The sequence below is a fragment of the Citrobacter sp. XT1-2-2 genome, from assembly GCF_023516235.1.
GTDB lineage: Bacteria > Pseudomonadota > Gammaproteobacteria > Enterobacterales > Enterobacteriaceae > Citrobacter > Citrobacter werkmanii.
In genome coordinates, this window is sequence record NZ_CP097324.1 from 2246685 (window position 1) to 2268499 (window position 21815).

Below are 21815 nucleotides of genomic sequence, written 5' to 3' on the forward strand. Positions count from 1 at the left end.
TTGTTGTATAAATCGGTAACTTCAGCGCGCGCAACGGCGAGCTTTTGACTCATCAGCGAAGGGGCGGTAAATATTCTCAATCAACGTACAGCGCAGTTATGCAACAACATAAACGGGTAACCGGTTTGGCAATATGTTAACTAGCAGGGTGGACTCGTGAAGATTGTGCAGGATAAGCTCAGAAACAGGCAGGCATTGCTGGTATCAGGGCTCATTACGTTGATATTTACTTCGTTATTTCTGTTTATTATCTATGAGCAGCGGATAGCGGCAGCCAGTGAAGGTGTTAATCGCCTGCAAGCGCGCATGATGGACATTTTTAACGATAACGAGTTGATCGCCGACGCGATTGGCGAGCGCTATCACCATATCAAAACGGGCGAGCAATGTGGCGAAATTTCACAATTTGTTCCCCGCAATGAAGATGAATGGGGCATTAACGCCGACCCAAAGCGGCTGCATTCGGCGACGGGGACAATTATTGCCCAGCGAACCAGTCATAATGCGTTGTGTATGTATACGGCGGCGGAGTTTATTCGCGGGATGGTCAATGAGCTAAACCCGGGGAGCTTCGATGCGCATCGTTACATTATCGCCAAAAACTCAGATTATTTTTACTGGTTTATGGCTTCCGATTCGCGCAATTTCAGCTTCTCCAATTCTGAAATGGCGCGGGATATCACCAACTTTTTCTATCCACCTGTCGATTTCTATACCCGACTGTTGCAAAAAAACGTCAAAAACAAAGCCCTTAGTTCAACGAACTTCTATACCGATAAAATTACCGGTGAAAAAGCTTACAGCGTGGTGAGCTATATCTACGATCTGTCGGGTAAAGAGATATCAGACCAAATCGTGGCCTATCTGGTCTATGACCATTCAAAGCCGGAATTGCAGGAAGCGTTGGCTCAAGCCTTTGACTACCACCTTCCACCTGAGCTGAATGTGGAGTTGGTGAATTTGACCAACAATGAGAGCCTTTGTTTATCCGGCAGATGTACAGGCCAGTCCCGCTATATGGTGCGCAACTTTTCGGAGAAATATGCGCTGCACTATTCGCTGTCATTAGGCCGTTTTATGGTGCGTGATTCGCATGCCGGAATTGTGATCCTGCTGGCGCCGTTCTTCTTCGTCATCATCAGTTTCTCACTAAAATCCTGGCTGAATGAAAGCGACCTCAAGGTTTATATCGACACGCTGACCGGTTGTTTTAACCGCCGAATTCTCGACATCATCAAGCGTCGTGATTTATCGCACTGCTCGGTGGTGTTACTGGATTGCAATAAGTTCAAGGCTGTCAATGATACCTGGGGCCATGCGGCAGGTGACCGGGCGCTGCAAATTATCGCTAACCGAATGCTGTCTAACACCCGAACCAGCCACGATATTGTGATTCGTACCGGCGGGGATGAGTTTATGATCCTGCTGTTTCGCTCGCAGGCAAGTGACGCTAAGGCAATTGCGCAACGCATTAGCGGGCAGGTGACCAGCCATGTGTTTGTGGTGGACGGTCATACCGTGCCATTGTCAGTGTCGTGGGGGATTGCGGAAGTGAACGGCGAGCTGGATGTGGCAATTCAGAATGCGGATAACGCCATGTACAAAATGAAGAACACCAAAGAAGGGTAAAACCGCCAGAAGTCTCTGGCGGTTGATTTAGCTTAGTAAGGCGTGGCCGCTTTCATTGCGCTGACAAAGGCTTTCAGCTCAGCCAGCATCTGCTCAGGTGCGGCAACATTCTTCTCAATGATTTTCACAATCGCTGAGCCGGAAATTGCCCCGGCAGCACCGGCTTCAATCGCGCCGGTGACCTGGTCAGGCGCTGAGATACCAAATCCCTGTAATGACGGAGGAGCACCGTATTCTTTCAGTTTTTCCACCAGATGATGGAGCGGTAACGCCGCACGATTTTCAGCACCGGTCACGCCAGCACGTGAAAGCAGATAGGTATAGCCGCGACCGTAAGAGGCAATCTGGCGGAGCAGTTCTTCATCAGCGTTAGGGGGGCAGATGAAAATAGGTGCAATGTTGTGGCGGAGTGCCGCAGTTCTGAATGGTCCAGACTCCTCAACAGGCACATCTGCCACCAAAACAGAATCCACACCGACTTTCTCACACTGAGCGTAGAATTCGTCAATACCCTTGCTGAATACCAGGTTGGCATACATCAGCAGACCAATTGGAATGGTAGGGTGTTTCTGACGAATCAATGCCAGCATCTCAAAGCATTGTGACGGTGTCACGCCCGCGGCGAATGCCCGCAGTGTGGCTTCCTGTATGGTCGGACCGTCCGCCAGCGGATCGGAGAATGGAATGCCTAGCTCAAGCGCATCAGCACCGGCTTCAATCAGCGTATCAATGATTTTCAGTGACTGCTCAACCGACGGATCGCCCAGGGTTACGAAGGGGACAAAAGCACCTTCTTTGCGGTCCTTCAACTGTGCAAAAAGATTTTCGTAACGTTCCATCAGATTTCCCCTCGCGCTTTCAGAATATCGTGTACGGTGAAAATGTCTTTGTCGCCGCGACCGGAGAGATTTACCACCAGTAACTGCTCTTTTTCCGGATTTTCACGCATCATTTTCAGGGCGTGTGCCAGGGCATGGGAGGACTCCAGCGCCGGGATAATCCCCTCATGTAAACACAGCGTTTTGAAGGCTTCCAGCGCTTCATCGTCGGTGATTGAAACATAATCGGCGCGACCGATGCTGTTCAGGTATGCATGCTGCGGCCCGACAGACGGGAAATCCAGACCTGCGGAAATAGAGTAAGACTCTTCAATCTGTCCTTCTTCGGTCTGCATCATCGGGGATTTCATGCCAAAGTAAATCCCGACACGACCGTGTTTTAACGGTGCGCCGTGTTCACCGGATTCGATCCCGTGACCGCCTGGCTCTACGCCAATCAGACCGACGCTGGTTTCATTAATAAAATCGGCAAACATACCAATGGCGTTAGAACCACCGCCCACGCAGGCGATAACAGCGTCCGGCAAACGACCTTCTTTTTCCAGGATCTGCGCTTTTGTTTCTTCGCCGATCATGCGCTGGAATTCACGTACAATGGTCGGGAAGGGATGCGGTCCTGCCGCCGTCCCGAGCATATAGTGCGCGGTATCGTAGCTGCCAGACCAGTCGCGCAGGGCTTCGTTACAGGCATCCTTCAGCGTTGCAGAACCGCTATGAACAGGAATGACTTCTGCCCCCATCAGACGCATACGGAAAACGTTAGGCGACTGACGCTCAACGTCTTTCGCGCCCATATAAATACGGCACTTCAGACCCAGCAGCGCACTGGCTATCGCCGATGCGACGCCGTGCTGACCTGCGCCGGTTTCGGCGATGATTTCCGTTTTCCCCATACGCTTCGCCAGTAACGCCTGACCCAACACCTGGTTAGTTTTGTGCGCGCCGCCGTGCAGTAAATCTTCACGCTTAAGATACAGCGTGGTGTTGGTCCCGTGAGTAATGTTCTGGCATTTTGTCAGCGCGGTTGGACGACCAGCATAGTTTTTCAGCAGATCGGTAAACTGCGCCTGAAACTCAGGATCTTTTTGCGCGCTGACGAAAGCTTCTTCCAGTTGACGCAGAGCAGGCATCAGAATTTGTGGCACATACATACCGCCAAATTCACCAAAGTACGGATTGAGTAATGTTGTCATGTCCTTTTCCTTAATATGCGCGCAGCGTCTGAAAGACCGAAGCCAGAAGTCGTGCATCTTTGATGCCCGGCTGTGACTCTACGCCAGAATTAAAATCGAGCCCGGCACAGCCGGTTTTTGCCGCGTTGACACAGTTATCAGCGCCAAGTCCGCCAGCCAGTAAAACGTTTTCCAGCGATTGCCCGCCTAAAAGCGACCAGTCGAAGCGTTGACCGCTACCACCCTGGCCGTTGTCGAACACGTATTTATCGACATGCTGATAATCCCGGTCTGGCAACGTTTCGCCAACACTCAGCGCTTTCCAGATTTGCACCTGTTTGGGCAGCGCATCGCGCAGCGCGTCAACATAGGTCTGATCTTCGCTCCCATGCAGTTGCACCGCAGTCAGTCCCAGGGCCAACGCTTTATCGCGCACCTCGGTAATCTCGGTGTTGCGGAACACGCCGACATACTGTAATGGCGCGCCGCTCATCACTTCCCGCGCCTGCTCAACGCTAACTACGCGCGGAGATGAGGGCACAAAAATCAACCCGCCATATATTGCGCCCGCTTCATATGCCGCGTTTGCATCCTGAGCCCGGGTCAAACCGCAGACTTTGTTCTCGCCAAGCAGAACCCGACGCACAGCGGCGTGCAGGTCATCATGCGACATCAGCGCAGAGCCAATCAGAAAACCGTTGGCGAAGTGGCTGAGTTCGCGTACCTGGCCGTAGGTATTAATACCGGACTCGCTGATGACGATTACGCCATGGCCCAGACGTGGCGCCAGTTGGCGGGTGCGATTCAGATCAATCGACAGGTCACGTAAATCGCGGTTGTTAATACCGACGACTTTTGCGCCAAGCGCAATCGCGCGTTCCAGCTCTTCTTCGTTGCTGACCTCGGTCAGAACACCCATTTTCAGGCTATGGGCCACGGCGGCGAGTTGTCGATATTGCTCATCCTCCAGTACTGACAGCATCAGCAGGCAGGCGTCCGCCTGGTAGAAACGCGCCAGGTATATCTGGTAAGGATCGATAATAAAGTCCTTACACAGGATGGGTTGCGACGCGATACGGCTGACGATGGGCAGGAAATCAAAGCTGCCCTGGAAATATTTTTCATCGGTCAGTACGGAAATCGCTGAAGCATAATGTTTATACACGTCCGCAATCTGTGCCGGGTCGAAGTCATCACGGATCACACCTTTCGATGGCGAGGCTTTTTTGCACTCCAGAATAAAGGCGGTACGTGCGCCTTGCAGCGCATCGTAGAAATCACGAGCGCTGGGTTGTACGTCATTCTGAAAGCTGGCCAGCGGTTGTTGTTGTTTACGGGCTTCTACCCAAATCGCCTTGTCAGCGACAATTTTCGCTAAAACGGTTTGCATCATTTACCCTCTTGCTGCCAGCGCAGTAACACGGTCGTAGGCCGCGCCGCTACGCAGCACATTAATCACGGTTTGCGCATTAGTTTTTAAATCTTCTTCACCGTGCAGGCGCATTAACATGGCGACATTCGCGGCAACGGCTGCTTCATGAGCGGCTTCACCTTTACCTTGTAACAAGCGACTAAGAATGTCACGGTTTTCTTCCGGCGTACCGCCCGCCAGCTGTTCCTGATGGTACGGCGTCAGGCCAAAGTCTTCCGCCGTCAGTTGATAACTCTTGATTTCGCCATCATGCAGCTCTGCCACAATAGTCGGCGCATGCAGCGAAACTTCATCCATGCCGCCGCTGTGTACGACCGCGGCACGCTGATACCCCAATACGCGCAGCGTTTCGGCAATCGGCAGCACCAGTTCCGGGCTGTAAACGCCGATCAGCGCCAGCGGCGGATGCGCCGGGTTAATCAACGGACCGAGCACGTTAAACAGCGTGCGGGTTTTTAACTGTTGGCGTACCGGCATGGCGTGGCGAAAACCGGTGTGGTATTTCGGTGCAAACAGGAAGCACACGCCGAGATCGTCAAGCGCCTGACGGGATTTATCGGCGTTCATGTCCAGATTAATGCCAAATGCCGCCAACAGATCTGAAGAGCCCGATTTACTGGAGACGCTGCGGTTGCCGTGTTTGGCCACTTTCAGTCCACAGGCCGCCGCAACAAAGGCGCTGGCCGTGGAGATATTGATACTGTTGCTACCGTCACCGCCGGTACCGACAATATCGGCAAACAGATAATCAGGACGCGGGAACGGGGCGGCGTTTTCCAGCAGCGCGGTTGCCGCGCCGGCAATTTCATGCGGGTGTTCGCCACGAATTTTCATGCTCACCAGGGCCGCAGCGAGCTGTTCCGGCTTCAGTTCACCGCGTACTACGGCCGAGAACAGTTGGTGGCTTTCCTGTTGGGACAGCGTCTGAGCCTGATACAGTTTCTCCAGAATAGGTTGCAGCGTATTGGTCTGTTCGAGTTTCTGTTGCGCCCATGCCAGCGTTTGCTCCAGCAGAAGTGCGCCCTGGGTGGTGAGGATCGATTCCGGATGGAACTGGAAGCCACACACGCGGTCGGTATCGTGACGGACCGCCATCACCATGCCGTTAAAGTGGGCGTTGATGGTCAAACCGGCTGGAACGTTGCTGCCAACAAGCGAGTGGTAACGCGCTACCGGCAATGGATTTGCCAGACCGCTGAACATTGCCTGACCGTCATGTTCAATACTGGATGCTTTACCGTGCAGGATCTCTCCGGCCTGACCGACATAGCCGCCGTAGGCCTCAACAATCGCCTGATGCCCCAGACAAATACCAATAATCGGCAGCTTACCGCGCAGGCGGGTTAACAGTTCCGGCATGCAGCCTGCTTCGCTTGGCGCACCGGGTCCCGGAGAGAGCATCAGCACCGGGTTTTTCATGGTTGCTAAGCGGTCAATTAACGTCTGGGCCGGAATATGGTTGCGGTAAATCACCACGTTGTGACCATTAGTACGCAGCTGATCCGCCAGGTTATAGGTAAATGAGTCGATGTTATCGAGCAGCAGAATGTCAGCCATTAGAAGGTCTCCTGTGCGTGGTGCGCGGTGGCGATAGCACGTAAAACCGCACGCGCTTTATTACGGGTTTCATCGGCTTCAGACTGCGGTACAGAATCCAGAACAATCCCGGCACCGGCTTGTACGGTGGCAATACCGTCTTCCACGAGTGCGGAACGAATCACAATACAGGTATCCAGATCGCCATGGGCGGTAAAGTAGCCTACCGCGCCGCCATAGCTGCCACGGCGACGACCTTCTGCCTCGGCGATAAGCTGCATGGCGCGAACTTTCGGCGCGCCGCTTAGCGTGCCCATATTCATACAGGCGCGGTACGCATGCAGCACATCCAGATCGCTACGCAGTTCGCCGACCACGCGGGAAACCAGGTGCATCACGAAGGAGTAGCGATCCACTTTGGTCAGGTCAGCAACGTAGCGGCTGCCCGGCGTGCAGATGCGCGCCAGGTCGTTACGCGCAAGGTCAACCAGCATCAGGTGCTCGGAAAGCTCTTTATGATCGGTACGCATCTCCAGCTCGATACGGCTGTCGAGATCGCGGTCCAGCGAGCCATCCGCACGGCGACCGCGCGGACGCGTCCCGGCAATCGGGTAGATCTCAATCTGCCGGCTGGTGGCATCATATTTCAGCGAGCTTTCCGGGGAGGCGCCGAACAGCGTGAAATCGTTGTCCTGCATGAAAAACATATACGGGCTGGGATTACTTTTCTTCAGCACATAGTAGGCCGCCAGCGGTGACGGGCAGGGCAATGAGAAACGGCGGGACGGAACCACCTGGAAAATCTCGCCTGCGCGAATGGCTTTTTGCATCCCGCGCACCACAGCGCCAAATTCTTCATCGCTCTGGTTACATTCGCAGCGCATCTGCGGAATTTCTGTCACGGGCAGTGGCGGAGCTGGCTCGGTAAGCTGCTGGCTCAGTTGCGCCAGACGAGCGTTCAGACGCTGTTTTTCGCCATCGCTGGGGGTAAATACGCTGGCCTGAATGCGGGTACTTTTCTTTTGGTGATCGATGACCATCAGCGTTTCAGCCAGATAGAAGCAGTAGTCCGGGCAACGGTTACCTGCTTCAAGCTGAGGTAAATCTTCAAAACCGGCGACCAGGTCATAGGAAAACAGACCGCCGAAGAACATCGCTTCACGTTCTTGCGCAGGGACGTTGACCAGTTCCTGCAATAAACGGAAAGCATCAAATACGGAAAGGGAACATAAGCGGGCGTCTTCATCCAGCAACGGGCTTACATTGGGAAATTTCAAATGGCGTATGTTCGGCTGTTGTTCGTTTTCAACGCCAGCAGGCAGCGCTGCATCCAGTAGGGGCAGCAGCGATGCGCCGTTCGCGGAGAGCGCCTTAATAGTGACAGTGTCACCCAGGGCGGTGATGCGTAACGCGCTGTCGACCAGCAACAGGCTCTTCAGATCATCTTTGCTGTTGATATCTGCAGATTCAAGCAGCAGTGTCGCTGGACGAGCGCCACATACCTGATGAAACAGCGCCGTCGGATTCTCACGGTAGGCGGCATCGCAGGTAAGCAGTTCGAGTGTCGGTTTTGGTGTTTGCATCGTTGTTCTCATTAATTTTGTTCAAAAAAAAGCCCGCTCAGTTGGCGGGCCGGGTATCTGGTTGCATATTGCAGACGTAAGACACTGCCCGAAATCAGGAAGTGCGCCACCAACCGTGCAGAACAAATGTTGCTTTCATCTCAGATACCTTCTTCATGTGAACTTGCGTACTAGTTAACTAGTTCGATGGAGTAAAGTCAACACCTGATTTCAGTAAATTTGTCGAAACCGCTATGATGGGCGTGTTACGACATTTATTGAAATGGGAGCCGCCTTGAGCGACACGAATTACGCAGTGATTTATGACCTGCACAGTCATACTACAGCCTCCGATGGGCGATTAACCCCTGAAGCCTTAGTACACCGTGCGGTAGAGATGCGAGTCGGCACACTGGCGATCACCGATCATGACACCACGGGCGGTATTGCGGCGGCAAGAGAAGAAATTTCACGTTCGGGTTTAGCGTTAAATCTGATCTCGGGCGTCGAGATTTCAACGGTGTGGGAAAATCATGAGATCCATATTGTGGGTCTGAATATAGATATTTCTCATCCATTGATGTGCGAGTTTTTGGCGCAACAAACGGAGCGCCGTCAGCAGCGCGCGCGCCTGATTGCTGAACGACTCGACAAAGCGCATATTCCCGGCGCATGGGAAGGCGCGTTGCGTCTGGCAGATGGCGGGGCGGTCACGCGGGGACATTTTGCGCGTTTTCTGGTGGAATGCGGAAAAGCCACGACTATTGCAGATGTTTTTAAAAAATACCTTGCCCGTGGGAAAACCGGTTACGTTCCGCCGCAGTGGTGTACAATAGAACAAGCTATTGATGTCATTCATCATTCTGGCGGTAAGGCAGTTCTGGCTCATCCGGGGCGGTACGATCTTAGCGCTAAGTGGCTGAAAAGACTGGTTGCATACTTCGCTGAACACCGCGGTGACGCGATGGAAGTGGCGCAGTGCCAACAGTCTCCCAATGAACGCACCCATCTGGCGACGCTTGCGCGCCAGCATCAATTGTGGGCATCGCAAGGATCTGATTTTCATCAGCCCTGCCCGTGGATTGAACTGGGTCGTAAACTCTGGTTGCCCGCAGGCGTAGAAGGCGTCTGGCAACTTTGGGAACAGCCTGAGATTACAGAGAGGAAAGTATGAGCCAGTTTTTTTATATTCATCCCGAAAACCCGCAGCAGCGGCTGATCAATCAGGCCGTTGAAATCGTGCGTAAGGGCGGGGTGATTGTCTATCCAACCGATTCCGGCTATGCGTTGGGCTGCAAAATTGAAGATAAAGGCGCAATGGAGCGCATTTGTCGCATTCGCCACCTGCCGGACGGACACAACTTTACGCTGATGTGCCGTGACCTGTCCGAACTGTCGACCTATTCGTTTGTCGATAACGTGGCTTTTCGTTTGATTAAAAATAACACGCCGGGCAACTACACCTTTATCCTGAAAGGGACGAAAGAAGTGCCACGCCGATTGTTGCAGGAAAAACGTAAGACCATCGGCCTGCGTGTGCCGTCGAATCCGATTGCGCTGGCGCTGCTGGAAGCGCTGGGCGAACCGATGCTTTCCACGTCACTGATGCTGCCGGGCAGTGAATTTACCGAATCTGACCCGGAAGAGATTAAGGATCGTCTGGAGAAGCAGGTGGAGTTGATTATCCACGGCGGCTATCTCGGCCAGCAGCCGACCACGGTCATCGATTTAACTGACGATTCTCCGGTGGTCTTGCGTGAAGGCGTCGGCGACGTTAAACCTTTCTTATAAGGGCGCGAACCGCTATACTACGCGGCCTTAAAATGGCGCTGACTGGCGCCGTTGATTCTCCTGTTCGACGCCTGTGAAGGCGACATCTAAAGGAAGCTCTATGAGCGAAAAGTTACAAAAAGTGCTGGCGCGCGCCGGCCACGGTTCTCGCCGTGAAATTGAAACCATTATTGCCGCGGGCCGTGTGAGCGTTGATGGTAAAATTGCCACGCTCGGCGATCGCGTTGAAGTGACGCCGGGTCTGAAAATCCGTATCGACGGTCATCTGATTTCGGTTAAAGAGTCTGCGGAACAAATCTGTCGCGTTCTGGCCTATTACAAACCAGAAGGTGAACTGTGTACCCGTAACGATCCGGAAGGTCGTCCGACCGTGTTTGATCGTCTGCCAAAACTGCGCGATGCGCGCTGGATTGCCGTGGGGCGTCTGGATGTGAATACCTGCGGTTTACTGTTGTTCACTACCGACGGTGAACTGGCAAACCGTCTGATGCATCCAAGCCGTGAAGTTGAGCGTGAATATGCGGTGCGTGTGTTTGGTCAGGTTGATGACGCGAAACTGCGCGATCTGAGTCGTGGCGTACAGCTGGAAGATGGTCCGGCGGCGTTTAAAACAATCAAGTTCAGCGGTGGTGAAGGGATCAACCAGTGGTACAACGTCACGCTGACCGAAGGACGTAACCGTGAAGTACGTCGCCTGTGGGAAGCTGTAGGCGTGCAGGTAAGCCGTCTTATCCGTGTCCGTTACGGCGATATCCCGCTGCCGAAAGGCCTGCCGCGTGGCGGCTGGACGGAGCTTGATCTTGCGCAGACCAACTATTTGCGTGAACTGGTGGAGCTGAAGCCGGAAACGACCTCTAAAGTTGCCGTCGAGAAAGATCGTCGTCGGATGAAAGCGAACCAGATCCGTCGTGCGGTGAAGCGCCACTCACAGGTCGGCAGCAGCCGTCGTCCGGGCGGTCGCAGCAACAACGGTTAATCATGACCAGGCCTGATAAGCAAAGCGCCATCAGGCGTTAGCGTGGAGCCGGATGCGGCGCAAGCGCCTTATCCGGCCTGCTGTCAGTAATCAATTCCCATCTGAGCTTTCACGCCCGCTTCAAACGCGTGCTTAACCGGGCGTAGCTCGCTGACCGTATCTGCTAACTCAAGAATATCGCGATGACATCCCCGACCGGTGATGATCACCGTTTGATGGGCTGGGCGCGCATTTAAGGCATTGATAACCTCTTCAAGCGGCAGATAGTCGTACGCCACCATATAGGTCAGTTCGTCCAGGATAACCATATCCAGTTGAGCGTCAGCCAGCATTCGCTTTCCATGTTCCCATACGGCCATACAGGCTGCGGTATCCGACTCGCGGTTTTGCGTGTCCCAGGTAAATCCTGTCGCCATAACCTGAAACTTTACGCCATGGGGTTCGAGTAAGTTTCGTTCACCGTTTGGCCAGGTACCTTTAATAAATTGCACCACGCCGACTTTTTTACCATGGCCCACCGCGCGCGTGGCGGTCCCGAACGCTGCGGTGGTTTTACCCTTACCGTTTCCGGTGAACACGATAATGATCCCGCGCTCATCCTTTGCAGCGGCAACGCGGGCATCAACCCGCTCTTTAACGCGCTGCTGGCGTTGCTGGTAGCGTTCTTCACTCATTGAGCTATTCCTGGTTTACGGCCCGGTTGGGCATCGAAAGTCATACCGGTTTTACGGCGGCTGTCATCGCCCATCAGCCACAGATAGAGCGGCATAATATCGGCGGGAGTTTTCAATTTTTGCGGATCTTCAGTTGGAAATGCGCTGGCTCGCATGCTGGTACGCGTACCGCCTGGATTGATACAGTTTACGCGCAGGTGACGGTTCTGATATTCATCTGCCAGAACCTGCATCATGCCTTCGGTAGCGAATTTGGAAGTGGCATACGCTCCCCAATTGGCGCGTCCCTGGCGACCAACGCTGGAAGAGGTAAAGACCAGCGATCCGGCATCGGATTTCAGCAATAGCGGCAGCAATGCCTGGGTCAGCATAAAGGTGGCATTCACATTTACCTGCATGACATCTTGCCAGACCTGCGGATTTTGTTCGCTCATCGGACAAATATCACCCAGTAATCCGGCATTATGGAGAACACCATCCAGACGTGGAAAATGTGCGGCAATGCGCTGTGCAAGCTGGTGGCATTCTTCAGACGTACAAGTGAGCAGATCCAACGTGAACCAGTGTGGCTGCGTACCGTTTTCATCGGCAATAGTGCGGGCAACCTGGCGCAGTTTTTCTTCGTTGCGCCCAAGCAGAATCACGGTCGCGCCGTATCGCGCATAGGTCTGTGCGGCTTCACGTCCGATACCATCACTGGCACCGGTAATCAGAATAATGCGGTCCTGTAAAAGGTCTTGTTTAGGTTGGTAATGCACGGCTACTCCTCGGCAACGCTCTGGCCTTCTCGTTCGCGATAACGTTTCGGCTTTATGCCTTAAACCCTGTTCTTTTTCAATCAGCCAAAGGCAATAACACCGCAAAATGAACGCTTTGTCATGCTTTTTGCTGATTCTGCGCCAGGATGGATGAAGCAAGACGGGTTAAGCAGCCTGTTGTACACTGAGCGGAAATAGCGTTGTTTAACCAAGGTGGGTCTCGTGGAATTGTTGTCTGAATATGGGCTGTTTTTGGCAAAAATTGTCACTGTCGTGGTGGCTATTGCGGTAGTTGTGATGCTGATTGTGAACGCGACACAACGCAAGCGTCAGCGCGGGGAGCTGCGGGTTATTAACCTCAGCGAGCAATATAAAGAGATGAAGGATGATCTGTCGCTGGCGCTACTGGACGGGCATCAGCAAAAATTCTGGCATAAGGCGCAGAAAAAGAAACAGAAACTGGAAGCAAAGGCAGCCAAGGCAAAAGCGAAGCTGGGAGACAGTACATCATCTGATAAACCACGTGTATGGGTGCTGGATTTTAAAGGCAGCATGGACGCCCATGAGGTCAGCGCGTTACGTGAGGAAGTGACGGCGGTGTTGGCGGTCGTTAAACCGCAGGATCAAGTGGTGGTTCGCCTGGAAAGCCCGGGCGGTGTGGTCCATGGTTATGGTCTGGCTGCGTCGCAGTTACAGCGTTTGCGCGATAAGCAGATTCCGTTGACCGTAACGGTGGATAAAGTCGCCGCGAGCGGTGGATATATGATGGCCTGCGTAGCCGATAAAATTGTCTCAGCGCCGTTTGCTATTGTCGGCTCTATTGGCGTCGTGGCGCAGATCCCGAACTTTAACCGCTTTCTGAAGGGGAAGGATATTGATATCGAACTGCACACCGCCGGGCAGTATAAGCGTACGCTGACGCTGCTGGGTGAAAACACGGAAGAAGGGCGGCAAAAATTCCGCGAAGATCTGAATGAAACCCATCACCTGTTTAAAGATTTTGTGCAGCGCATGCGTCCGACTCTGGACATTGAACAGGTGGCCACCGGCGAACACTGGTTTGGGCAACAGGCGCTGGCAAACGGGCTGGTGGATGAAATCAATACCAGCGACGAAGTGATTCTCGGGCTAATGGAAGGTCGCGAAGTGTTAAGCGTTCGCTATATGCAGCGCAAAAAACTGATGGATCGCTTTACCGGGAGTGCGGCCGAGAGCGCCGATCGTTTGCTGCTGCGCTGGTGGCAGCGAGGACAGAAACCGCTGATGTAAAATTGTCATTGCCGGATGGTGATGCTAAAGCATCTTATCCGGCCTTGAGGATCGTAACATCCCGGGCCGGATAAGGCGGAGCCGCCATCCGGCAAATCATTTCTTGTATTAATCGATCAAGTGATACTTTTCAGAAAGTACGTGCGCCAGGTGCTTAAACATATTAAACACCGCCGTACTCTTGGGCGTCGGAAGCCCTTGTTCGTCTAAAAAGTAATCTCCGCTGAAAACCAGCACGCCATTTCGCTGCGTAACGCCGGTGGCGACAATCCCCGCCAGCGTGTCCTCATGCTCACGAATGATTTTGTTGGCTTCAATCAGCAGCGTTTCGCGATCGATAGGTTGCGTGTCTTTATGCATTATTTACTCCTTAAACAAGGACATTAGTCTACGCCGAGCCCGGCTTATGGGCAAATATTCCCTGACATAAATGAAGGTCTTACGTCGGGGTTGCAACTGGCGGGATTTGTTTTTGCATGCTAATAAAGTTGCGTAACGCATTTTATCAGGTACAGTGTGACGCTTTCGTCAATCTGGCAACAGATTTGCTTGACATTCGACCAATACTTCGTCGTGCTATAGCGTTTGTGAGCAAAAAAGCCTGTTAACTCAGTTACATGAGAGTTACATTACAAGCGCGAAAAAGTTTAAGGGGTTGATATCCGCCGACGCAGAGACCACATCAATGTCTCGTCGCCAGTGGAAGGTGAATCAACGTGCGACGCATTCTGGAAGAATCAAATTAGGTAAAGGTGAATATGGGTAAAGCTCTTGTCATCGTTGAGTCCCCGGCAAAAGCCAAAACGATCAACAAGTATCTGGGTAATGACTACGTGGTGAAATCCAGCGTTGGTCATATCCGTGATTTGCCGACCAGTGGCTCAGCAACTAAAAAGAGCGCCGACTCAACCTCCACCAAAACGGCTAAAAAGCCCAAAAAGGATGAACGTGGCGCTCTCGTCAACCGCATGGGTGTTGACCCGTGGCACAACTGGGATGCGCGCTATGAAGTGCTGCCTGGTAAAGAGAAAGTTGTTTCTGAACTGAAGCAACTGGCTGAAAAAGCCGACCACATCTATCTCGCAACCGACCTTGACCGCGAAGGGGAAGCCATTGCATGGCACCTGCGGGAAGTGATCGGCGGCGATGACGCACGCTACAGCCGTGTGGTGTTTAACGAAATTACTAAAAACGCTATTCGTCAGGCGTTTGAAAAACCGGGCGAACTGAACATCGACCGGGTTAACGCGCAACAGGCGCGCCGCTTTATGGACCGCGTGGTGGGCTATATGGTGTCGCCGCTGCTGTGGAAAAAAATTGCGCGTGGTCTGTCAGCAGGCCGCGTACAGTCGGTTGCCGTGCGTCTGGTGGTTGAGCGCGAACGCGAAATCAAAGCATTTGTTCCAGAAGAGTTCTGGGAAATTGGTGCTGACACGACCACGCCTGGAGGCGATGCGTTGCCGCTTGAGGTGACGCACCAGAATGATAAACCGTTCCGCCCGGTCAATCGGGAACAAACGCTTGCCGCTGTCAGCCTGTTGGAAAAAGCGCGCTATAGCGTCCTGGAACGTGAAGATAAACCGACCAGCAGCAAGCCGGGCGCGCCGTTTATTACCTCCACGCTACAGCAGGCTGCGAGCACGCGACTGGGCTTTGGCGTGAAGAAAACCATGATGATGGCGCAGCGCTTGTATGAAGCGGGCTACATCACCTATATGCGTACTGACTCAACCAACCTGAGCCAGGATGCGGTGAACATGGTTCGCGAGTACATCAGCGATAATTTTGGCAAAAAATATCTGCCGGAGAGCGCGAACCAGTACGCCAGCAAAGAGAACTCTCAGGAAGCGCACGAAGCTATCCGTCCTTCCGATGTCGCCGTACAGGCGGAATCGCTGAAAGACATGGAAGCTGATGCGCAAAAACTGTACCAGATGATCTGGCGTCAGTTTGTTGCCTGTCAGATGACGCCGGCGAAATACGACTCCACCACCTTAACCGTGGGCGCGGGTGATTTCCGCCTGAAAGCGCGTGGTCGTATTCTGCGTTTCGATGGCTGGACCAAAGTGATGCCTGCATTGCGTAAGGGCGATGAAGATCGCATCTTACCGGCCGTGGATAAAGGCGATACGTTGACGCTTGTCGAACTGACGCCAGCGCAACACTTTACCAAACCGCCTGCACGTTTCAGTGAAGCCTCGCTGGTTAAAGAGCTTGAAAAGCGGGGTATTGGTCGTCCATCAACGTATGCGTCGATTATTTCCACGATTCAGGATCGCGGCTATGTTCGTGTTGAGAACCGTCGCTTCTATGCTGAAAAAATGGGTGAAATCGTCACCGATCGTCTGGAAGAAAACTTCCGCGAATTGATGAACTACGATTTTACCGCGCAGATGGAAGACAGCCTCGACCAGGTGGCGAATCACGAAGCCGAATGGAAAGGCGTACTCGACAACTTCTTCACCGATTTTACTCAGCAACTGGATAAAGCCGAAAAAGATCCTGAAGAGGGCGGTATGCGTCCGAACCAGATGGTGCTGACCAGTATTGATTGCCCGACCTGCGGACGCAAGATGGGTATTCGTACCGCCAGCACCGGCGTTTTCCTCGGCTGTTCCGGCTATGCGCTGTCGCCGAAAGAGCGTTGCAAAACCACCATTAACCTGGTGCCGGAAAACGAAGTGCTGAACGTGCTGGAAGGCGACGACGCGGAAACGAACGCTCTGCGCGCCAAACGTCGCTGCCAGAAGTGCGGTATGGCGATGGACAGCTACCTTATCGATCCTAAGCGTAAGCTGCATGTATGTGGTAATAACCCGACCTGTGACGGCTACGAGATCGAAGAGGGTGAATTCCGCATCAAGGGTTATGACGGTCCTATCGTTGAGTGCGAAAAATGTGGTTCTGAAATGCACCTGAAAATGGGGCGTTTCGGTAAGTACATGGCGTGTACCAACGACGAGTGCAAAAACACTCGTAAGATCCTGCGTAACGGTGAAGTCGCTCCGCCGAAAGAAGATCCGGTTCCGCTGCCGGAACTGCCGTGTGAAAAATCTGACGCGTATTTTGTGTTACGTGATGGCGCGGCAGGTATCTTCCTGGCGGCAAATACGTTCCCGAAATCACGTGAGACCCGCGCGCCGTTAGTGGAAGAGCTGTACCGCTTCCGCGATCGTCTGCCGGAAAAACTGCGTTATCTGGCAGACGCGCCGCAGACTGACCCGGATGGCAACAAGTCCATGGTTCGTTTCAGCCGTAAAACCAAGCAGCAATACGTTGCCGCTGAGAAAGACGGTAAGGCGACCGGTTGGTCAGCGTTCTTTGTTGACGGTAAATGGGTAGAAGGGAAGAAATAACGGCATTCCGCCTGAATTCTTCCTTAAAGGGTCGCGTAAGCGGCCCTTTTTGTTTCAGACGTATTATTTTTTGTCATGCCTATACAGCTTACATAGAAATGATATAGTGGTTATAGTTAACACGTTTTTTATTATTAAATCGTATTAGCAGCGCTAACGAGCCTGCTCTGAAACGATGATCTGATGGCATAAATCGGGATGGCTTGACATGAAATTACAGCAGCTTCGCTACATTGTTGAGGTGGTGAACCACAACCTTAATGTCTCCTCAACGGCGGAAGGGCTTTATACCTCCCAGCCAGGCATCAGTAAGCAAGTTCGTATGCTTGAAGATGAACTTGGCATCCAGATTTTTGCCCGTAGCGGCAAGCACCTGACGCAGGTTACGCCAGCGGGGCAGGAAGTCATCCGTATTGCGCGTGAGGTTCTGTCGAAGGTGGATGCCATTAAGTCGGTGGCTGGCGAACATACCTGGCCGGACAAAGGCTCGTTATACATCGCGACGACCCACACGCAAGCACGTTACGCACTGCCAAACGTGATTAAAGGTTTTATTGAGCGTTACCCTCGCGTCTCTTTGCACATGCACCAGGGATCGCCGACGCAAATCGCCGAAGCGGTATCGAAAGGGAATGCAGACTTTGCCATTGCGACAGAAGCCCTGCATCTGTATGACGATTTGGTGATGCTGCCTTGCTATCACTGGAACCGCTCGATCGTCGTGACGCCGGATCATCCGCTGGCGGGAAAAGCGTCCGTTTCTATTGAAGAGTTAGCGCAGTATCCGCTGGTCACCTACACCTTCGGTTTTACCGGGCGTTCGGAACTGGATACCGCGTTTAACCGTGCGGGTCTGGAACCGCGTATAGTATTTACCGCGACTGATGCCGATGTCATTAAAACCTATGTGCGTCTGGGGCTTGGGGTGGGGGTGATTGCCAGCATGGCGGTTGATCCCGTCTCCGACCCTGATCTTGTACGTGTTGACGCGCACGATATCTTCAGTCATAGCACCACCAAAATTGGTTTTCGTCGCAGCACGTTTTTACGCAGTTACATGTATGATTTTATTCAACGTTTCGCGCCGCACCTGACGCGAGATGTGGTGGATACTGCGGTAGCGCTGCGTTCTAACGATGATATAGAAGCCATGTTTAAAGATATTAAATTGCCTGAGAAATAATACCGGCAGTTACCTCGTCGGTATCCTTCTGCATAAAGCGATACCGACGGGAGACGCTGAATTAATCGATAATTTACAGTGAATAAATTAACCATATATAGTTTATGGAAAAGGTTCTCTAAAGTAGTTTCAAATTAGCCAGCTTGCTAAAAATTCCTTTCAAATATTGATAACCGATCAAACAATCGATTTATTTATCAGGACGAGTCTGAAAATTAACTGGCTTTTTTTTGCCTTTTTTATTAGGATTCCTCCTATCTGATGATTAATTGTACCGATTGTTTGGTGCCTAAATGATAAGTAATTTCGATAGTATGAGGTTAGCGATGCCTTCAGGAAACCAGCCAGCACGCAGGGATCCCGTGATGAAACGTAAAGCCTGGTTTGCTGTTTTTCTCGGCTCCGCAGTGTTCTGGATTGTCGTCGCGCTCGTGGCCTGGCAAGTGTGGGGGTAGGTCATGTCCGCACCGGAACAACACACCACCGTGACGCCAGCTCCCCATGAAAATGAACCAGATAGCAATACCGGCGCAGAGAATGGGCCGGAAATCCCCACCTCCTGGACGCTTTCCCCTGAACAACGCGCGTTTATTGATCTGTTTACTGATGATGAACAGAAACAGTAATTAATACGAATTTTATCGTCATTATTATTCGTCCTCTGTCTGATATCTCGTATGACTTATTGCGTACAATCGCGATGTCCACTCTAATCAGCATATTATCGACTACCAACATGCCTGTTACACATTAACGCTATCAACTTCCGCTCTCGAATCTTCCCCGTGTATTTCACACCGCACTCCGCTCTTCCGATGTTTACACTTTTATCAATTTGAGTTGTTATCAAAGCGTTACATTTTGTTTGTGTTATCTTTAATACTAACCCTGAAGAAAATCAGGGGATCTAACCCTGTCATTTAAGGAGGAGCTATGTCGTCGACCCTACGCGAAGCCAGTATGGACACATTGCAGGTTAATGATAAAACCTACCGTTACTACAGCTTGCCTCTGGCCGCACAAACTCTGGGTGATATCACCCGCCTGCCCAAATCGCTAAAAGTTTTGCTGGAGAACCTGCTTCGCTGGCAGGACGGAAATACCGTTACCGAAGACGATATTCATGCGCTGGCGCGTTGGCTGAAAACCGCGCATGCCGACCGTGAGATTGCCTATCGACCCGCTCGCGTTTTGATGCAGGACTTTACTGGCGTACCCGCAGTGGTCGATCTGGCCGCTATGCGCGAAGCGGTAAAACGTTTGGGCGGGGATACGGCAAAAGTGAATCCGCTTTCGCCGGTGGATCTTGTCATTGACCACTCCGTAACGGTGGATCGTTTCGGTGATGATGACGCTTTCGAAGAGAACGTCCGTCTGGAAATGGAACGTAACCATGAGCGCTATGTGTTCCTGAAATGGGGACAGCAAGCATTCAGTCGCTTCAGCGTTGTGCCGCCGGGAACGGGGATTTGCCACCAGGTTAACCTTGAGTATTTGGGTAAAGCCGTCTGGAGCGAATTACAAAACGGTGAATGGGTGGCTTATCCGGATACGCTGGTCGGTACCGACTCCCATACTACGATGATAAATGGTCTCGGTGTGCTGGGCTGGGGCGTCGGCGGCATTGAAGCCGAAGCCGCGATGCTGGGCCAGCCGGTCTCTATGCTTATCCCTGACGTGGTGGGCTTCAAGCTGGTAGGTAAACTGCGGGAAGGTATCACCGCGACCGATCTGGTGCTGACCGTCACCCAAATGCTGCGTAAGCATGGTGTGGTTGGGAAATTTGTTGAATTCTATGGTGATGGCCTGGATACCTTACCGCTGGCCGATCGGGCAACCATTGCGAACATGTCGCCGGAATATGGCGCAACCTGTGGTTTCTTCCCGATTGATGACATCACGCTTGAATATATGCGCCTGAGCGGACGCAGTGAGGAGCAGGTCGACCTGGTCGGCGCTTATGCTAAAGCGCAGGGGATGTGGCGTAACCCAGGCGATGAACCTGTATTTACCAGTTCGCTGGAGCTGGATATGGGCAGTGTGGAAGCGAGTCTTGCCGGACCGAAGCGTCCACAGGATCGAGTGGCACTTGCAGATGTCCCGAAAGCGTTCTCGGCGAGTAACGAGCTTGAGGTGAATAGCTCGCTAAAAGATCGTCAGCCAGTGGATTATACAATGAACGGGCATCAATACCTGTTGCCGGATGGCGCGGTGGTGATTGCGGCGATCACCTCCTGTACCAACACCTCTAACCCAAGCGTATTGATGGCGGCGGGGCTGCTGGCGAAGAAAGCGGTTACGCTCGGTCTGAAACGTCAACCCTGGGTTAAAGCCTCGCTGGCGCCTGGCTCTAAAGTCGTTTCTGACTATCTGGCGCAGGCCGGGTTCACACCGTATCTTGACGAGTTGGGCTTTAACCTCGTGGGTTATGGCTGTACCACCTGTATAGGTAATTCCGGACCGTTGCCCGATCCTATTGAGACGGCTATCAAAAAAGGCGACCTCACGGTCGGCGCAGTGCTTTCCGGCAACCGTAATTTTGAAGGCCGCATCCATCCGCTCGTCAAGACGAACTGGTTGGCGTCACCGCCGCTGGTAGTCGCTTACGCGCTGGCGGGGAATATGAATATTAACCTGACGAAAGACCCGTTAGGCCATGACAGAAAAGGCGATCCCGTTTACCTGAAAGATATCTGGCCAACTGCCCAGGAAATCGCCCGGGCCGTTGAGCAGGTCTCTACCGCGATGTTCCATAAAGAGTATGCCGAAGTATTTGAAGGCACGCCGGAATGGAAAGCGATTCAAGTTGATCGGGCTGACACCTATGGCTGGCAGTCTGACTCGACCTATATCCGTTTGTCGCCGTTCTTTGATGGTATGCAGGCTACACCGGATCCGGTACAGGACATTCATGGCGCACGCATTTTGGCGATGTTAGGCGACTCGGTGACCACCGATCACATTTCTCCTGCCGGTAGCATTAAAGCGGATAGCCCGGCCGGTCGGTATCTACAAAGCCACGGCGTTGAGCGCAAAGACTTTAACTCCTACGGTTCCCGCCGCGGAAACCATGAAGTGATGATGCGCGGTACTTTTGCCAATATACGTATCCGCAATGAGATGGTGCCTGGCGTGGAAGGCGGAATGACGCGGCATTTACCGGGGACGGAAGTGGTAGCTATCTATGATGCGGCCATGCAATACCAACAGGAGAATGTTCCGCTGGCGGTCATTGCCGGTAAGGAATATGGTTCTGGCTCCAGTCGTGACTGGGCTGCGAAAGGCCCACGCTTGCTGGGTGTGCGCGTGGTGATTGCTGAGTCCTTTGAGCGAATTCACCGTTCTAACCTGATCGGCATGGGGATTTTACCGCTTGAATTCCCACAGGGGGTTACGCGTAAAACGCTGGGATTAACCGGTGAGGAAGCGATTGATATTACGGATCTGCAAAACATTAAACCGGGGGCGACAGTTCCGGTAAGTTTGACCCGTGCGGATGGGCATAAAGAGGTGATTTTATGCCGTTGCCGCATCGATACCGCGACGGAGTTAACGTATTACCAGAACGATGGCATTCTGCACTACGTCATTCGTAATATGTTGAACTGACATGTAAAAAGCCTGCGGGAGCAGGCTTT

At 52.7% G+C, this 21815-nt stretch carries 19 protein-coding genes and 1 other annotated feature; of the genes, 10 read left to right on the forward strand and 9 right to left on the reverse strand.

Annotated features, from left to right (window positions below):
- The first annotated feature begins 156 nt into the window (after nt 1–156).
- A complete protein-coding gene (locus M4I31_RS10655) occupies nt 157–1629 on the forward strand; it encodes a GGDEF domain-containing protein (RefSeq protein ID WP_085048094.1) in 1473 nt (490 codons plus the stop codon).
- 32 nt (nt 1630–1661) lie between these two features.
- Here M4I31_RS10655 and trpA read toward each other — a convergent pair whose 3' ends face one another.
- From trpA to trpL, 6 genes are all read right to left on the reverse strand, one after another.
- The gene (trpA, locus tag M4I31_RS10660; RefSeq protein WP_085048095.1) at nt 1662–2468 is read right to left on the reverse strand and encodes a tryptophan synthase subunit alpha; all 807 of its coding nucleotides are present in this window, start codon (nt 2466–2468) and stop codon (nt 1662–1664) included.
- Nucleotides 2468–3661, reverse strand: a complete 1194-nt coding sequence (gene trpB, locus M4I31_RS10665; RefSeq protein ID WP_085048096.1) for a tryptophan synthase subunit beta — start codon at nt 3659–3661, stop codon at nt 2468–2470. Before trpB ends, trpA begins: the two co-directional genes overlap by 1 nt.
- Nucleotides 3662–3671: 10 nt before the next feature.
- Complete coding sequence (trpCF, locus tag M4I31_RS10670) at nt 3672–5030, reverse strand: bifunctional indole-3-glycerol-phosphate synthase TrpC/phosphoribosylanthranilate isomerase TrpF (protein WP_085048264.1); 1359 nt, start codon at nt 5028–5030, stop codon at nt 3672–3674.
- Nucleotides 5031–5033: 3 nt separating this feature from the next.
- Nucleotides 5034–6629, reverse strand: a complete 1596-nt coding sequence (gene trpD / locus M4I31_RS10675; protein ID WP_038640980.1) for a bifunctional anthranilate synthase glutamate amidotransferase component TrpG/anthranilate phosphoribosyltransferase TrpD — start codon at nt 6627–6629, stop codon at nt 5034–5036.
- On the reverse strand, nt 6629–8191 hold the full coding sequence (locus tag M4I31_RS10680) for an anthranilate synthase component 1 (protein ID WP_085048097.1): 1563 nt from the start codon (nt 8189–8191) through the stop codon (nt 6629–6631). The genes trpD and M4I31_RS10680 overlap by 1 nt, the downstream gene beginning before the upstream one ends.
- Nucleotides 8192–8214: 23 nt before the next feature.
- Nucleotides 8215–8309 (reverse strand) — a sequence feature (Trp leader region).
- Nucleotides 8286–8330 carry a trp operon leader peptide gene (gene trpL / locus M4I31_RS10685; protein WP_012905981.1) on the reverse strand — a complete coding sequence of 15 codons (45 nt, stop codon included), beginning with the start codon at nt 8328–8330 and terminating at the stop codon, nt 8286–8288. Its footprint overlaps the feature before it by 24 nt.
- 123 nt (nt 8331–8453) lie before the next feature.
- Between trpL and rnm the strand changes: the two genes are divergently transcribed.
- From rnm to rluB, 3 genes are all read left to right on the forward strand, one after another.
- Nucleotides 8454–9344 (forward strand): RNase AM, encoded by an 891-nt coding sequence (gene rnm / locus M4I31_RS10690; protein ID WP_087856124.1) that lies wholly within the window; start codon nt 8454–8456, stop codon nt 9342–9344.
- Nucleotides 9341–9961, forward strand: coding sequence for an L-threonylcarbamoyladenylate synthase (locus M4I31_RS10695; protein ID WP_042308069.1), 621 nt, complete (start codon nt 9341–9343; stop codon nt 9959–9961). The genes rnm and M4I31_RS10695 overlap by 4 nt, the downstream gene beginning before the upstream one ends.
- A 100-nt stretch (nt 9962–10061) precedes the next feature.
- A complete protein-coding gene (rluB, locus tag M4I31_RS10700) occupies nt 10062–10937 on the forward strand; it encodes a 23S rRNA pseudouridine(2605) synthase RluB (RefSeq protein WP_038640972.1) in 876 nt (291 codons plus the stop codon).
- Between the two features lie 83 nt (nt 10938–11020).
- Here the strand turns inward: rluB and cobO are convergent, their stop codons facing one another.
- Both cobO and M4I31_RS10710 read right to left on the reverse strand, forming a co-directional pair.
- Nucleotides 11021–11611, reverse strand: a complete 591-nt coding sequence (gene cobO, locus M4I31_RS10705; protein ID WP_085048098.1) for a cob(I)yrinic acid a,c-diamide adenosyltransferase — start codon at nt 11609–11611, stop codon at nt 11021–11023.
- Nucleotides 11608–12369 (reverse strand): YciK family oxidoreductase, encoded by a 762-nt coding sequence (locus M4I31_RS10710; protein WP_085048099.1) that lies wholly within the window; start codon nt 12367–12369, stop codon nt 11608–11610. The genes cobO and M4I31_RS10710 overlap by 4 nt, the downstream gene beginning before the upstream one ends.
- 222 nt (nt 12370–12591) lie before the next feature.
- On the opposite strand from M4I31_RS10710, the gene sohB reads away from it, so the two are divergent.
- On the forward strand, nt 12592–13638 hold the full coding sequence (gene sohB, locus M4I31_RS10715; RefSeq protein WP_069324978.1) for a protease SohB: 1047 nt from the start codon (nt 12592–12594) through the stop codon (nt 13636–13638).
- Between the two features lie 108 nt (nt 13639–13746).
- Here sohB and M4I31_RS10720 read toward each other — a convergent pair whose 3' ends face one another.
- Nucleotides 13747–13998, reverse strand: a complete 252-nt coding sequence (locus M4I31_RS10720; protein ID WP_003020616.1) for a YciN family protein — start codon at nt 13996–13998, stop codon at nt 13747–13749.
- 398 nt (nt 13999–14396) lie between these two features.
- Here M4I31_RS10720 and topA point away from each other — a divergent pair, with 398 nt between their 5' ends.
- The 5 genes from topA to acnA all read left to right on the forward strand — a co-directional run bounded on the left by topA (nt 14397) and on the right by acnA (nt 21786).
- Nucleotides 14397–16994, forward strand: a complete 2598-nt coding sequence (topA, locus tag M4I31_RS10725) for a type I DNA topoisomerase (RefSeq protein ID WP_250856869.1) — start codon at nt 14397–14399, stop codon at nt 16992–16994.
- A 208-nt stretch (nt 16995–17202) separates the two neighbouring features.
- On the forward strand, nt 17203–18177 hold the full coding sequence (cysB, locus tag M4I31_RS10730; protein ID WP_042308079.1) for an HTH-type transcriptional regulator CysB: 975 nt from the start codon (nt 17203–17205) through the stop codon (nt 18175–18177).
- Nucleotides 18178–18491: 314 nt separating this feature from the next.
- Nucleotides 18492–18632 (forward strand): YmiA family putative membrane protein, encoded by a 141-nt coding sequence (locus M4I31_RS10735; RefSeq protein WP_216422382.1) that lies wholly within the window; start codon nt 18492–18494, stop codon nt 18630–18632.
- A 3-nt stretch (nt 18633–18635) separates the two neighbouring features.
- A complete protein-coding gene (locus M4I31_RS10740; RefSeq protein ID WP_165407704.1) occupies nt 18636–18803 on the forward strand; it encodes a hypothetical protein in 168 nt (55 codons plus the stop codon).
- A gap of 307 nt (nt 18804–19110) precedes the next feature.
- The gene (gene acnA, locus M4I31_RS10745; protein ID WP_038640960.1) at nt 19111–21786 is read left to right on the forward strand and encodes an aconitate hydratase AcnA; all 2676 of its coding nucleotides are present in this window, start codon (nt 19111–19113) and stop codon (nt 21784–21786) included.
- Nucleotides 21787–21815: the final 29 nt, after the last annotated feature.

Bases quoted from the DNA above. Each gene is read 5' to 3' on its own strand.
- cobO (WP_085048098.1), bottom strand. From the start codon at position 11,611: ATGAGTGAAGAACGCTACCAGCAACGCCAGCAGCGCGTTAAAGAGCGG.
- M4I31_RS10740 (WP_165407704.1), top strand. From the start codon at position 18,636: ATGTCCGCACCGGAACAACACACCACCGTGACGCCAGCTCCCCATGAA.
- M4I31_RS10695 (WP_042308069.1), top strand. From the start codon at position 9,341: ATGAGCCAGTTTTTTTATATTCATCCCGAAAACCCGCAGCAGCGGCTG.
- M4I31_RS10735 (WP_216422382.1), top strand. From the start codon at position 18,492: ATGAGGTTAGCGATGCCTTCAGGAAACCAGCCAGCACGCAGGGATCCC.
- trpB (WP_085048096.1), bottom strand. From the start codon at position 3,661: ATGACAACATTACTCAATCCGTACTTTGGTGAATTTGGCGGTATGTAT.
- trpA (WP_085048095.1), bottom strand. From the start codon at position 2,468: ATGGAACGTTACGAAAATCTTTTTGCACAGTTGAAGGACCGCAAAGAA.
- rluB (WP_038640972.1), top strand. From the start codon at position 10,062: ATGAGCGAAAAGTTACAAAAAGTGCTGGCGCGCGCCGGCCACGGTTCT.
- rnm (WP_087856124.1), top strand. From the start codon at position 8,454: ATGGGAGCCGCCTTGAGCGACACGAATTACGCAGTGATTTATGACCTG.
- trpCF (WP_085048264.1), bottom strand. From the start codon at position 5,030: ATGCAAACCGTTTTAGCGAAAATTGTCGCTGACAAGGCGATTTGGGTA.
- trpD (WP_038640980.1), bottom strand. From the start codon at position 6,629: ATGGCTGACATTCTGCTGCTCGATAACATCGACTCATTTACCTATAAC.
- topA (WP_250856869.1), top strand. From the start codon at position 14,397: ATGGGTAAAGCTCTTGTCATCGTTGAGTCCCCGGCAAAAGCCAAAACG.
- acnA (WP_038640960.1), top strand. From the start codon at position 19,111: ATGTCGTCGACCCTACGCGAAGCCAGTATGGACACATTGCAGGTTAAT.
- M4I31_RS10680 (WP_085048097.1), bottom strand. From the start codon at position 8,191: ATGCAAACACCAAAACCGACACTCGAACTGCTTACCTGCGATGCCGCC.
- M4I31_RS10720 (WP_003020616.1), bottom strand. From the start codon at position 13,998: ATGCATAAAGACACGCAACCTATCGATCGCGAAACGCTGCTGATTGAA.
- cysB (WP_042308079.1), top strand. From the start codon at position 17,203: ATGAAATTACAGCAGCTTCGCTACATTGTTGAGGTGGTGAACCACAAC.